Here is a 14226-nt window from a genome sequence, read left to right as displayed (position 1 = left end):
AATGAAAACGATGCTTTATAAAGCTAATGGTGATGTGAAAGTTTGGGGTATGAACCTTCAGATTGTCACTGTTAACGATGATGAAATTGAAGATTATCTAAATGATGGTTGGCATAAAAACCCAAATGATACACAGGAACTGCCAGAACCAGAAAAGAAACCCGCTACCAAGAAAAAGGCGGTGAAAGATGCAGATCACAACGAAGGGTGAGTTAGTTGTAGCGGCGTTACGTAAATTAGGCGTTGCTTCCGATGCTACATTAACCGATATCGAGCCTCAGTCATTAGAAGATGGCGTAGTTGATTTAGAATCAATGATGTACGAATGGTTTGAAGATGGTGCAGGAATTCATACTGGCTATAAGTTCGCTGATGAAGACACTCCTATCGATCAAGGTGATGAACACGGGTTAAACAAGCAAGCCATCAACGCAGTTATCTACAACCTAGCTACTCGTATCGCTCCCGATTATCAAATTGCGCCGCTTGATAAGGTTATTACAACTGCTAGATACGGCAAAGAAAGACTTATGCGAAGCTGTGCGTTAAAGAGAGCTAAAAATGCCAGATCTCATCATCCAGATGGTTTCCCTATTGGCTCAGGTAATCGATTATTAACGATGACTGGTCAGCGATACTTCCACAGGAGAAAACCAAATGCCAAGGATCCAGATACCTCTTGCTAGAGGTTTGCGAAAAGACCCGCACACAGCAGATTACATTGACGGTCTTCCGGTTAATATGTTGGCCACACCGAAAGAAGTATTGAATGCGTCCGGTTATTTGCGTTCGTTCCCTGCATTAGAAAAGCGTCATAGTGTTGATGGTGTGTCTCGTGGTGTCCAGTACAACACGAAAAACAACACGGTCTATCGCGTGTGTGGTAATAAGCTTTATCGTGGACAGAATGCTATTGCTGACATTCAAGGTAAAGACAGGGTTACCATGGCGCACTCGGGTTACAGTCAAGCAGTGGCGTCAGGCGGTAAGTTAAAACTCTATCGCTATGACGGTGAGGTTAAAGAATTATCTAACTGGCCTGAAGAAGAGGTAATTACCGAAGGCTATAAACGTGACGTTAAAAAATGGACTCACAAAGAAGGTAATGATGATTTTGTACCACTCACAAAGAATGATCTGGATGGGTTCTTAACGTTAAAAATCACGCCTAAAACTTCTGATGGTAAAACCGGTAATGAGATGCTTATCACTGAGCAAATGGTAGGCGTTAAATTATCTCAGCAGGAAGAAGATGATAAGCCTTATCTTACTGATGTTCTTGTAGAAGGTGTTAAGCGTGCAGGTGGTAAAATTACAGTCACGTATAAAATGAACCTTGCTAAATCTAGCGAGCAAACAGCCAAAGACGTTACTGAATTTATAATGACACAAGAGGTACTAGAGGTAGTCGAAAAATACCCTCAATACGAATTAGGTGACGTTGTTGATGTTGCTCGTAACCGAGGGCGTTATATTTGGTTACAGAAAGGAGGTGAAAGGTTCGGAGTTACTGACTTAGAAGATGAGTCTAAACCTGATCGCTATCGTCCATTTTACACCGCTGAATCTCAACCTGACGGCATCATTGCTATCGATTCTTGGCGTGATATGGTGCTTTGCTTTGGTTCTTCAACTATCGAATACTTCACAATTACCGGTTCAACGAGTGCGTCACAAGTAATATATGCGTCACAACCATCTTATTTTGTTCAGATGGGTATTGCTGGTCGTGATGCTAAGTGTAAGTTTGGAGAATCATTCGCATTCATCAGTAACCCTGCAAACGGCGCGCCTTCTATTTATATTCTTGGTGCTGGAACGGCTAGCCAAATTTCCACAGCAAGTGTTGATAAGATCATTCGTAGCTATACGTCAGACGAGTTATCACATGCGGTTCTTGAGTCTATTCGATTTGATGGTCATGAGTTACTCATTGTTCACTTACAGCGTCACACGCTTTGCTTTGACGCAGCAGGCAGTCAGCAATATCCGCAGTGGTGCATTCTAAAGTCTGGACTGTATGAAGAAACCTATCGTGCAATTGATTTTATGTACGAAGGTAATCAGATCACTGTTGCGGATAAAGCCGAGGGGATTGTTGGTAATCTTGCTTTCAATAAATCATCTCAGTATGACAAGCAAGTAGAGCATATTTTATACACGCCTATGGCTAAAGCCGATAACGCAAGGGTGTTCGATTTAGAGCTTGAGGCATCAACGGGTGTCGCTCAAATTGCTGATCGTTTATTTTTGTCGGCAACGGCTGATGGCATTAACTTTGGTCGAGAGCAAATGATTGAACAGAACTCACCATTCCAATATGACCGACGTGTTTTGTGGCGCCGAGTAGGAAGAGTGAGAAAGAACATAGGGTTTAAAGTTCGCGTTATCACTAAGTCACCTGTAACGCTGAGTGATCTGTCTATGAGGGTTGAATAATGGCAAATGAAAACCTTTCTACCCCCATAGAAATTCAAGCCTCTTATATTGTTCCAAATATCCTACCTGATAACTTTAGCGAAGCCTATCGACGTATAGTGTTGAGTGGTGCTGATGATATGGCAAAGGTAGCTGGTCGTGCAAATGAGGCTGGCGCTGAGGCTTTTGATGCTCAAAAGAGGAATGATGAGCAAGATGTTGTTCTTGAAGATCATGAGGAAAGACTTGGTGAAGCCGAACAAACAATTGTTGAGCATGGTATTCAGCTAGCAAATCATGAAGAGAGAATCACAAAAACGGAAGAGGATTTATCTAAGTTAGAGGCAAGGGTCCTTAACGTTGAGCAAGACATTGATGGGCTGAAAATAAAGATACAAGACCTTGATGGAAGAATATCTGAAATTAAAGTTGATTACGTTTCTCTCAGCAAAACAGAAAAACAAAAGCTTTTATCGCCCATCGATGTTTCAACATCCTACTCAGTAAACGGAACTAAAGTTGTTGGCTCTCGTGTTACTGGCTTTACATCAGCAACGGGTACGGCATTTAAAGGCTCGTTTAATGCTAACCAATCCTACTCATTCAGCGCCGATTACACACGGTCAGAAATACAAACTTTGGCTAATGGATTAGTAGAGGCAAGGCAACGAATCAAGGCGCTAGAAGATGCACTTCGCTCACACGGATTAATAGACTAATGGAAATTAAAATTATTGATAACCCCATTCGGCTATCTGAGTTTTTAAATGATAAGTCGAACACGGGGAATATCGTTGATAGCAATGATCAGTATTTCATTAAACCTGATGCGCTTTACTTAGGTATTTATGAAGGAATTCTGTTGGTTGGTGTTTTCGAGGTACGTAATTTTTGGCATACAGTTGTTGAGTGTCACGCCATATTTGATGCTGGATTCCGTGGTAAATACGCCTTTGATGCGCACAAATTATTCTGCAAGTGGTTGCTGGAAAATAGTCAATTCACTAACTCAGTAACTATGGTTCCTGATACCACAAAATACGGTCGCGTTATTGTGAAAATGCTTGGTGCTACACGTGTCGGTCATTTAGATGATGCGTACATCAGTAATGGTAAACCGGTAGGTGTCACCATTTATCAACTAAAACGCGAACAGTACGAGGAGTTATTTAAATGCTGATTATTTCAGAGAAATTCAGAAATTCACTGCTACCCATGCATGGATATATGAAAGGGGGCGGTGATGGTGGTGCGGGCGCTCAAGCTGATGCGACTCGTGAAGCCACAGCGTTACAGCGTGAAATATGGCAGACAACCATGAATAACTTGGCGCCTCTTACACCTATGGCGCAACAGTACATTGGACAAATGCAAAACCTGTCAACATTAGAAGGGCAAGGAAACGCACTAAACCAATACTACAATTCTCAACAGTTTAATGATTTAGCAAACCAAGCCAGATACCAGCAATTATCCAGTGCAGAAGCTACCGGTGGGTTAGGCTCAACAGCAACAAGCAATCAACTTGCATCTATCGCTCCTACGCTTGGTCAAGGTTGGTTGGCTGACCAAATGAACAACTATCAGAATCTGGCGAATATTGGTCTAGGCGCATTGCAAGGGCAGGCAAACGTAGGTCAGAGTTACGCCAATAATACAGGGCAGTTACTACAACAGAATGCAGCTGCTCAAGCGGCCATGGCTAACCGTCCTTCATCTATGCAACAAGGAATTATGGGTGGATTAGGTGGTGCTACTGCCGGCATGGCTATTGGTGGTCCATGGGGCGCTGCAATAGGTGGTGGTCTTGGTGTTCTTGGTTCATTATTTTAAGGTGATGATATGGCTACATGGAACCAGCAGGGATCAGGGGGATTTCTTGGCGGTATTGGTTTAAATAATACTAATGCCCCCAAAGCAAGTGACGCAAACGCAACTCTTGCTATGATCCGAGAAAATAATGACCTACAACGGTCTGGAGCTAATAATATCGGGTTGCAGTTAGCTCAAGGGCTTGGTGGGCTTGGTGAAATGTACAAGCAACAGCAAGCTCAGGAGAGAGATAAGGAATTCCAATCTTTGTGGGGTAAGGCGTACGCGTCTGGAGATAGAGACGCTATGAGGCAGTTGATGGCCATATATCCAGATCAGGCTGAGAAAATAACCTCAGGTATGCAGGGAATATCAGAGGATGTCAGGGAATCTTTAGGAAACATAGCATCTGGCTACCGGATGGCTATTAATAGTGGTAATGCTACTGATTACATCCGTAAAAACGCTGATGAGTTAAGACGATTAGGTATTGACCCTCAGCAGGCTCTGGCAATGGCAAATGAAAACCCCAAAGGGGCTATAGAGTTAGCTGACCATATCGGCATGTCTGCATTAGGCCCTGATAAGTATTTTGATATTCAGGATAAAATCGAAGGTCGTTCTATTGATAGAGATAAGCTTTCCGAGACAGTGCGTAGTAATCAAGCCAGTGAAGCGTTGACACGAGAAGGTCATCAAATACAAATTAGAGGGCAGAATATCTCCGCTCAAAACTCTATTAGGTCAGCTAACTCTTCAGGAAGTAAGCCTGCATCTGTGCAAGAGTACGAGTACATGGTATCTCTTACCCCTGAAAAACGTAAGCAGTTTTTAGCGTTAAAAGGTAGGGGAGAGAGTGAATTACAACAGGCTCAGTTATCCAATGGGCAAACTGTAATGATTGATCCTAAAGCTCAAGGTGCAGGAGACTCTAAATATTACAAGGGGTTCGACGCTAACGGTAATGTAGTAACCATTCCTGTCAATGCTTTATCATCTGTTTCCGATCCTTCTGGCAATGCGGGTAAAAACTTAATGAATGACGATTTATCCATGTTAGCCAATGCTACAGATGAACAATTGAATGCAATAACAGGAATTACAGGCGGTACTGGCTCTAACCCTCTAACAGCTGATATTGGAACGAGGACATTAAACAAGGACGCTAGACCTTTATATAATTCGGCTCAAAGAATACAAGGATACATGCAAAACCAAGGTATTGGTGCAGCAAGAGCTATGGGTGCTAGCGGTATTAATACTGTTGATGAAGCTAAAATGTATTTCCAATCTATGCCTCAGCTTGATTTTTCAACACCACAGGCATTAAGAAACTCTATCAAGATTATTAATAAATACACGCAAGATTACAACGCAAGAAATAATGCTAACCTAGGCGCACCGTCAAATAAGCAAGCAACACAGCAACCGGCTAGCAGTAATCAAAGCGGATATTCTTCATTATGGGGTGATTAATGGCCAAACCATGGAAAGAGGTGATCGCATCACCTCAGTACCAGTCACTATCTAGCGAACAAAAAGCAGAAGCGCAAGAGCAATATTTTAATGATGTGGTCGCTCCTAATGTTGGTAATGATATAGATAATGCAAAGCAACAGTTTTATAAGGCATATCCGCCTCCTCAACCTCAGCAAGAACAAGAAACCCAACCAGCACAGCCAGAAAATAGTTATATCTCCGGCATGAAGCAAACCAATCAGAATCTTTCTCAAGGTTTACAGAAATCGTCTGATGATGCTAAAGGGTTCCGTGAAAATGTGATAGATGCTTTTACTGGTGAAAGCAAAATGACTCCTGAAGTTCAAGGACTAGAGGGGATCATGTCTTCGCCAGAAATGAATGCATTTAATACTGATGCAATGAAAGCGGCTTGGGTACAAATGTTCGGCAACGACAACGACTTTGTAAAGGTGATAGGTAATATGGGGGGTAAGGTATCTCAAGATGAAAAGGGGAACCTGTTAGTTGACTTACCATCTGGCCGATATGCATTAAATAAGCCTGGTCTATCAGCTGAAGATATCATGCCGTTTATCGCGAACGCGGCCGCATTCACTCCAGCGGGTAGAGCATCAACTGTACTAGGCGCTACCGCAAAATCAGCAGGAACAGACTTGGCCCTACAATCATCAGTAAACATGGCTGGCGGGGGTGATATTAACCCGCTACAAACAGCATTATCAGCAGGGCTTGGAGGTGGGTTTAAAGCAGCAGAGAAACTTGTTAATAGTGGCTATCGAGTAGCAACTGGTAAGCCAACTCAAGAGGCATCTGAGCTGTCAGAATTCGCTAAGCAGAATAATGTTCCTTTATACACAACTGACGTTGTACCTCCACAATCAAAAACTGGAAGGTTAGCTCAAGGGGCTGCTGAGAATATTCCTTTTGCTGGTACGGCAGGTTTACGTTCAAATCAACAAGAGGCGAGGAGTAAACTTGTTCGTGATTTCGCAGACAGGTTTGGCGAGTACGATCCTAGCCAAGTTGTTGAGAGTTTAAAGCGAAAAACATCAACAATAAAACAGGCGGCTGGCGAAAGGTTAGAGTCAATCCAGAATGCGTTATCTGGTGTGCCTATCACACCTAACCGAGCAATAAATCAGATTGATAGCGAAATATCTAAATTATCTAAACTTGGTGAGGTTGCTGACACACAGACCATCTCAAAATTGCAGTCTTACAGGAATGAGCTTGCATCTGGTAACGTTGATATTTCTCAATTACGAGATTTAAGGACTCAATTTAGACAAGACGTTAAGGGTGAGAGAATAGCTATGCCTAATCGCTCTGACGCTGCGATAAATAGAGTTTATAAAGCCATGTCTGATGATGCTAGTGATGCAATATCAACAAACTTAGGCGCTGATACTTTACGTAAATATAACCAAGCCAATGCTATCTATGCAGATGAAGCAAATAAAATATTAAATACTCGATTGAAGAACATCTTAACCAAAGGTGATTTAACGCCAGAGGTAGTTAATAATATTTTATTTAGCAAAAACAGATCTGAAATTAGGAGTTTATATAACTCAGTTGACACCCGAGGTCGTGCTCAAATGAGGAATGCCATTATTGGTAAAGCAATTGAGAAAGCTGGTGATTCTCCAGATCAGTTCTTGAGGCAACTAAATATCATGTCAAACCAAACAGGGATAGCATTTAGAGGTCAAGATGCTATTTATATAAATGGCTTGAAGAAGTATTTAGAAGCAACAAAACAAGCCGCAAAAGCTGGTGTCACAACGCCTACTGGTCAGCAAGCAATTCCTTTCATACTTGGTTTAGGTGCAGCCATAAAACCATCAACTGCAATTGGCGCTGGAACTTATGGCGCACTAGCTCGCATCTATGAAAGTAAACCAGTTAGAGAGGCTGTAATGAGACTAGCAGGAACTCCAGCAGGAACAAGTAAGTTCGAAAAGGCAGTCTCTACAATATCACAAAGTTTAAGTGCTGGTTCGCAGGCTGAATTACGAGACTGATCGCTTCATATATCTATTCATTACAATATAATATAAATAATAAATTTTATTTACGTTGGGATTGTGATGAATAGAAGGCAATTAATATCTAAATTATTTACAGGAACTTTAACCTCTTTGTTTGGGGTTAAAGCGTTCGGTTATTTAAAGGAAAAAGAAATGATTCCAAATATTGTCGTCAGCATGCCGTCACAATTATTTACTCTCGCTAGGAAGTTCCAAGCGGCGAGCAACGGTAAGATTTTTATTGGTAAAATAGATACTGATCCAACACTGCCTGAAAATCAAATTCAGGTTTATGTTGAGAAAGAAAATGGTGGCTTACTTAAAGCCACTCAACCAATCTCCATAAATCAAGCTGGTTTTCCTGTTTACAATGGACAAATCGCTAAATTTGTGACAGTTGAAGGTCACAGCATGGCAGTGTATGACAGTTACGGTGTGCAACAATTCTATTACCCAAATGTATTGAAGTATGACCCAGACCAGTTTGAGAAAAGATTCCTTGATGAGTTATCATCGGAAAATGGAGCTGAAATGATTGGTGCAAAGCCATCAGGAACAGTACAAGACAATCTGAGCAGGTTAAATGAAAAGTTTTTATTAGGATTATCTTCTATCCCTAAAATTAACATACCTACATCGATAGCTTCCAATCCATCAATTAATACTAGTGAGCTTATTTTAGGGAAAAATAACTCACTTAATGAATTTGTTGAGTTGATTGTCAAGGTAAACAAATCAGATGATATTGATGTTTATATACATGGAGATTTGGCGTCAAAAGTTAATACATCACAAGCAGCAACTCATGTTGTGTACGGCGGGTGCGACAACCTAGATCGTAGTGGTTATATAAATATTCCATCAGGCGCTGATATTATTAATCAGTCTGATGATAAGTTGCACGTCAGGTTAGATATTAGCTCGTTAACAAAAGATTACTTAGCGTTTAGTTATAGAAATCAACCTAACTCAACCTCAACGCAAAAAATATTAAAAATCATTGTAAAGCAGTCTGGATCAGTGATCGCTAGAACGCAATTTGATTTTATTGGTAGTAGTGATGATTGGAAGCCATCTGGAACATCAACTAAAAATATCAACTTTAACAATGAATTCGCTCAGCGATTACAAATTGATAGAAATGTTTCAAGATTAAAATCATCAGGAATACTCAAAATTTCCCCAGATGGTGCAGATAGATACAAAGGGGATAATTTTGGACTTAAATTTGCCTATAATGTTATTCGACCATCATTTATGGCTAATATTAAGGAGATTCAAGTAACTGCGGGAGAATATAAAGAAGGTGGAATATCGCAGGCTTTCCTTATTAATTCACCAACAAGAATTATTTCTATTGGAGGATATGCGGATATTTATCTTGGTCAATATCCATCCACGGATAGTTGGGTGCAAATACAATCATCGCCAAGATATACCTTTAGCGCCCCTTACGATTGGAAAACCAATCCTGATCTTGGGGTTCAGAATGGAACTAAACAGCCTTACCTTGGGGTAGAGGTGCCTATCTGGAAAACTAAATCAATGAGAAGTTACAAGCTTAAGCAAGTTGGATCTAAGTCACTTGTGTTAAGTACTGATTTTAGCTACTGGTATGATTGGGAAAATAAAACCATTTATTGGTCATTTGGTAAGGAGAACGATACCGCTTATATCTTTATCTCTGAATCTGATTATGGGCTAAATATTGAGTCTAGCGTTGTCTGCTCGATGCATGGGGTTCGTTTTTATGGGTGCAAGGATAATCCTGTACGTGCTAATTCTGGAACTTACCTGCCATTTAAGAGAGGTGGTGGATTGCTATCATTACACAACTGCGAAGTTCATGGTAGTTACACTGGTAATGGGTTCGCTACCAGCAATATCGATTCCGAGTTAATTAACTGTAAATCATTCAGTGTGAATAATGACGGTTTTAACGCTCATAGCGCTGGAATTATGAATATTGTTGGCGGAGGCGCGTATCATTCAGGTGACGATGGGGTATCGCCACATGAAGACTGTGTTTTATATATGAAAGATGTTGACTTGCATTACTCATACGCAGGAAACGCAACGATAGCATTTGGCGCTAGATCCTATGGGTATCGACTATCATCAATTGCAGCTAACGAATTATCATCTAAACCCTACTCAGGTACATTATCCTGCATTTCTGGTCAAGGCAGGAATGCGACAGCTTTTTTTGATGAGTGTTATACTGATGCTAGAGGGGTTGCTCCTAGTGAATATTATGCTCAAAGCCAAGAGCAAGGAAAGATAGCAACATTAAACATCAGTCGCAGAAGAAGAGCTTCTGATATCGAAAATAGTGTCATTGGTGGTGACGATACCAGTATAAACATTTCTTAATAACAGCGCCCAAGAGGGCGCTATTTTCTTTAAGACACAAAACTTTTCCTATCAATCTTCTTAACAACAAGAGAGAATACTAAACTAGAAAATAATACTATAATAGTTATAGTTGGGATCATGATTATAGCGCTCATATTTTGGTACGGCAGGAGCTTTTTGATTACAGCTAATATAAACGCGTGTATGCCAAATATAGCTAATGAATTTGACGATATTAAAGAAATAATTCTATTTTGTTTCTCAAATCCTATCTTCATTAACAAAATAAATGCCGTTATCGACAAAAGGAAAACAAGTGGTGAGGTGTAAGAGTAGAAATCGAACTGCTTATTCAATCCCATGTTAAATGATAGGGAGTTCAGGTAGAAAATAGATAGAGTTGCAAGAACAATAATTAAAATAAGTGATGTTACACTCATGCTAATAATTTTTATTTTGCTTAGTGCGCCACCAATCACAGCATAGAAGAACAAGTAGAAAAATTGCCCATCTATCATTAGGAATAAACTCACATCTAAACCAGTTGTAAATTTAATGAGGTTTGCCGTTTCTGGATTTGCAATTATGAAAATAAAGAATAGAGATAAAATTAACCCTTTATTACTTACAACTCTACAACTGATTATGTATGAGATTGCATAGATCACTATTAATGGGTAAAAGAACCATAAGTGATAAAATGACGGTGATGAGAAGAAATTAAACTCATCATATGATGAGTTTGGAAACACTTTTTTTGTAGTTAGGTAAAAAATGAGAGCTATAAGGCTGTAAAATAGTAACGAGAAAATTAACCTTAGAAAATTTTTTGCTTTTGGTTTTTTATCTGAAAAGAAAAAATATCCAGAAATCATAAAAAATAAAGGAACACACATTCTTGAGAATGAATCAAACAGGTTTGCCACTTCCCAGTTTAATGTAGATATTTTCCCATAATTGTTTATATAAAATGAAGACGTATGTAGTACTATTACTAGTACACAGGCAATAGCTCTGATGTAATCTATCCAAATAATTCTATTTTTCATATAAGTCCCAACGGAATTTCTTGATTTGGTGATCATAAATTATTTATTGATATTTTCAATTATTACTCAACCTTCAAATACTGCACCGATTTTCCATCTGGCAGTTTCTTACTTCTCTCACGATAAAACGCTAATCGTTCATTAAAGTACGCTCTCAAATGTGCTGGTTGTTGTCGTTCAACTTCGGACGCAACAACTGGCATATTGAGGCGTTCTTTATATGCGACACCGCTTGCAGCTAAATCGACGTTGATTTTATCTTTTTCTTCTTGAGTTAGGTTTGCGAGGTTCATAATGGATCCGGTTAGTTTTTGGAGAGTATAGCAAGGTGGGGGAATTAATGGGACGGATTTGGGACAAGCAACATGAAGTAGCATAAGACAACTTCAAGTAACTTTAGGTAAGGTGGGACGTGTGAACGCTTGGTGAGACTGTATTTAGTTGATATTAAAGCATAATTCTACGCTCTTCTAAGCCGTAGGTCACAGGTTCGAATCCTGTAGGGCGTACCATTCTCAAGTATTTCAACGTCTACAACAGTCCATAAAACCCTTATAAAATCAGCTATTACAAGAATTCCTAGTATTTCAAGGTCTAGTTACGTCTATTGAAATCTACATATATGTGGGGGCATAATTGGGGGCATTACCCCGTTCAATGAAAATTGGTGCCCCCAGATGAAGCTAACAGCCAGACAAGTAGAGACTTCCAAGCCAAAAGAGAAAGCTTATAAACTTTCTGACGGAGGGGGCATGTATTTAGAAGTTGCTCCGAATGGTTCTAAGTATTGGCGTATGAAATATAGATATGCTGGTAAAGAGAAAAGGCTGGCTTTCGGTGTATACCCATCAATATCACTCGCACAAGCTAGGGCGAAGAGAGAAGAAGCCAAGCGCATATTAGCGTTAGGTGATGATCCATCTTTAGTTAAGAAAGCAGAAAAGAGAGAGAAAGAATCTCAAGTAAATAATAGCTTTGAAAAAATTACGCTTGAATGGCATGACTATAAAAAGCCGAATTGGTCAAAAGGTTATGCGGATGATTTACTAGAAGCCTTCCAGAAAGATATCTTTCCTTATATTGGTAAAGTTAGCATTACGGAAATTAAACCGTTAGATATGTTAGAAGTGCTTCGGAAGTTAGAAAAACGCGGCGTGTTGGATAAGCTTAAAAAGATAAGGCAGGCATGTAACCAAGTATTCCGCTATGCAATTGTGACAGGACGGGCTGAGTATAATCCCGCATCAGAATTAGCCGGCGCACTGTCTACTCCAAAAGCTAAGCATTTTCCTCACTTAAATGTGAATGAGTTACCTGAGTTTTTACAGGCACTATCTGTATGTAGTGGAAGTAAGATCACTCAGATTGCGACAAAGCTATTAATGATAACAGGTGTTCGTACTATTGAGCTTAGAGCTGCTGAATGGTCAGAAATTGATTTTGATAAAGCTATTTGGGAAATTCCAAAAGAACGTATGAAAATGCGTCGCCCTCACATGGTGCCATTATCTACACAGGCCTTAGAATTATTCAAAGAAATACAAACCATAACAGGAAAGTTTAAGTATATCTTTCATGGTAGGAATGATGCTTCTAAACCAATGAGTGAAGCGGCCATAAATCAGGTTATCAAGCGTATTGGTTATGATGGTAGAGCCACAGGTCACGGATTCAGACATACAATGAGCACCATCCTACACGAACAAGGCTATAACACTGCATGGATTGAGACTCAACTTGCACACGTTGATAAAAACTCTATTCGTGGAACGTATAACCATGCTCAGTATATTGATGGCCGTAGAGAAATGCTTCAATGGTACGCTGATTATATGGATACTTTAGAGAACGGGGATAATGTTGTGCACGGTAACTTTAAACGTGCTTAACCCACCAGCAGGCACATACAGACCAGACTATTAAAGGTCTGGTTTTTTTGTGCCTAAAATAATCATGACTGGACAAATAGACAGTAATTATAGACTGTAGTAGACTTGCATAGACTATAAAGAATAAAGCTATGCCTAGGCTGATCTCCGAAAACTAGTACACCTCTACTAGCCGGCATAGCTCCTATCAAAAGAGGGCGTGAGGTAGCAAAATGGATAATAATTATAATTCTTTTACGATGCTAAAGAGTATGGTTTCTGATAAATCGAAGAAAGAAATGCTACTTGAAATATTACCATCTGTGAGTAAAACTGAAATTGACTATTTTTTACTCAATGGATTCATTAAATTTGTTGAAGATGATCATATTGATATTACTGACCTATTTTTTAAGATAATTGAATTTGCAGAAGTAGAAATCAGACAGTCAGGTAATCAGAATCTTTGTTTGATGATTGATGAATTAAAAAAACTTGCTGAATTATCAAGAAATGATCAGCATAAATTATTTGAATTAGCTAATTATTTTAAAGAATTATCATCAAAATATAATGATGCTGGGTTGATTTATAAGACCTTTGATGATGATTTTATTGATGAAGGTAGTAGATATTTTTTATTAGTGATTAATAAATATTTTATTAAAGAGATTCCGCCGTCTGATGAAGTATTAATTTCATTCTTAAAAAAGAAACCGATTACTGGATATGAAGATTATTACTCTCGTCTAGAACAATCTACAATCGATATGGTTAATCTACTAGGGCTACCAGTTAATGTATTCAAGCCAATAGTTTATCAAATAGTTTTGCATTTAAAAAACAAAGAACACCTTTTAGCCAAAGAGTTAGCTAAACTATGCTTTTATCATACGTTGTCGCTTGAGCATGCCTATAAGATAGGAAAAAGTGCCCCTAAAAGACTTGGATCAAAGGGGGGGAGAAGAGAGCATTTAAGAAAGACCTATTGCTTAAAAGAAGCGGAGCTTAAATGGGGGGAGAATCCATCACTCTCATTAGAGGAAATGAGTTTATTAGTACACGATAAATGCAAATCATTGTATAACGATTCTCCCAAAGCGAAAACGATTAAAGATTGGTTAAGAAATTCTAGTTTCAGACCAAAATAAACCGCTTAAGGTATACCGTAACCGCTTTAGGTATACCTTAAGCGGTTTATATCAATATTAT

At 39.3% G+C, this 14226-nt stretch carries 13 protein-coding genes; 11 read left to right on the top strand and 2 right to left on the bottom strand.

All coding sequences use genetic code 11. From position 1 onward, the window contains the following. The first annotated feature begins 1 nt into the window (after position 1). The 9 genes from AACU98_RS03655 to AACU98_RS03615 all read left to right on the top strand — a co-directional run bounded on the left by AACU98_RS03655 (position 2) and on the right by AACU98_RS03615 (position 10115). Positions 2 to 211 carry a hypothetical protein gene (locus AACU98_RS03655; RefSeq protein ID WP_080047867.1) on the top strand — a complete coding sequence of 70 codons (210 nt, stop codon included), beginning with the start codon at positions 2 to 4 and terminating at the stop codon, positions 209 to 211. Continuing rightward, on the top strand, positions 189 to 686 hold the full coding sequence (locus AACU98_RS03650; RefSeq protein ID WP_094960068.1) for a packaged DNA stabilization gp4 family protein: 498 nt from the start codon (positions 189 to 191) through the stop codon (positions 684 to 686). Before AACU98_RS03655 ends, AACU98_RS03650 begins: the two co-directional genes overlap by 23 nt. Continuing rightward, entirely contained in the window at positions 658 to 2439 is a 1782-nt protein-coding gene (locus tag AACU98_RS03645) for a packaged DNA stabilization protein (protein ID WP_337247564.1), read from the top strand. Before AACU98_RS03650 ends, AACU98_RS03645 begins: the two co-directional genes overlap by 29 nt. Beyond that, complete coding sequence (locus AACU98_RS03640) at positions 2439 to 3137, top strand: phage tail protein (RefSeq protein ID WP_161735515.1); 699 nt, start codon at positions 2439 to 2441, stop codon at positions 3135 to 3137. The genes AACU98_RS03645 and AACU98_RS03640 overlap by 1 nt, the downstream gene beginning before the upstream one ends. Next, entirely contained in the window at positions 3137 to 3598 is a 462-nt protein-coding gene (locus AACU98_RS03635) for a DUF2824 family protein (RefSeq protein WP_161735513.1), read from the top strand. Before AACU98_RS03640 ends, AACU98_RS03635 begins: the two co-directional genes overlap by 1 nt. Then, positions 3592 to 4251, top strand: a complete 660-nt coding sequence (locus AACU98_RS03630) for a hypothetical protein (RefSeq protein ID WP_001966786.1) — start codon at positions 3592 to 3594, stop codon at positions 4249 to 4251. The genes AACU98_RS03635 and AACU98_RS03630 overlap by 7 nt, the downstream gene beginning before the upstream one ends. 9 nt (positions 4252 to 4260) lie before the next feature. After that, the gene (locus AACU98_RS03625) at positions 4261 to 5706 is read left to right on the top strand and encodes a phage DNA ejection protein (protein WP_161735511.1); all 1446 of its coding nucleotides are present in this window, start codon (positions 4261 to 4263) and stop codon (positions 5704 to 5706) included. Then, complete coding sequence (locus AACU98_RS03620) at positions 5706 to 7736, top strand: lytic transglycosylase domain-containing protein (protein ID WP_161735509.1); 2031 nt, start codon at positions 5706 to 5708, stop codon at positions 7734 to 7736. Before AACU98_RS03625 ends, AACU98_RS03620 begins: the two co-directional genes overlap by 1 nt. 159 nt (positions 7737 to 7895) lie before the next feature. Further along, positions 7896 to 10115 carry a phage head-binding domain-containing protein gene (locus AACU98_RS03615; RefSeq protein ID WP_161735579.1) on the top strand — a complete coding sequence of 740 codons (2220 nt, stop codon included), beginning with the start codon at positions 7896 to 7898 and terminating at the stop codon, positions 10113 to 10115. Positions 10116 to 10144: 29 nt separating this feature from the next. On the opposite strand, the gene AACU98_RS03610 is transcribed toward AACU98_RS03615, so the two are convergent. Further along, entirely contained in the window at positions 10145 to 11146 is a 1002-nt protein-coding gene (locus tag AACU98_RS03610; protein ID WP_161735507.1) for an acyltransferase, read from the bottom strand. Between the two features lie 62 nt (positions 11147 to 11208). Then, a complete protein-coding gene (locus AACU98_RS03605; RefSeq protein WP_161735505.1) occupies positions 11209 to 11439 on the bottom strand; it encodes a DNA polymerase III subunit theta in 231 nt (76 codons plus the stop codon). 384 nt (positions 11440 to 11823) lie between these two features. Here AACU98_RS03605 and AACU98_RS03600 point away from each other — a divergent pair, with 384 nt between their 5' ends. Then, the gene (locus AACU98_RS03600; RefSeq protein ID WP_115286933.1) at positions 11824 to 13035 is read left to right on the top strand and encodes a tyrosine-type recombinase/integrase; all 1212 of its coding nucleotides are present in this window, start codon (positions 11824 to 11826) and stop codon (positions 13033 to 13035) included. 212 nt (positions 13036 to 13247) lie between these two features. Further along, positions 13248 to 14165, top strand: a complete 918-nt coding sequence (locus AACU98_RS03595; RefSeq protein WP_161735503.1) for a hypothetical protein — start codon at positions 13248 to 13250, stop codon at positions 14163 to 14165. The last annotated feature ends 61 nt before the right edge of the window (positions 14166 to 14226 follow it).

Origin of the sequence: Proteus sp. G4380, from assembly GCF_963885725.1 — a bacterium.
In the GTDB taxonomy this organism is placed as follows: Bacteria; Pseudomonadota; Gammaproteobacteria; order Enterobacterales; family Enterobacteriaceae; genus Proteus; species Proteus mirabilis.
The sequence above is the reverse complement of the archived record's forward strand: the minus strand, read 5'-3'. Positions and strand labels throughout refer to the sequence as shown.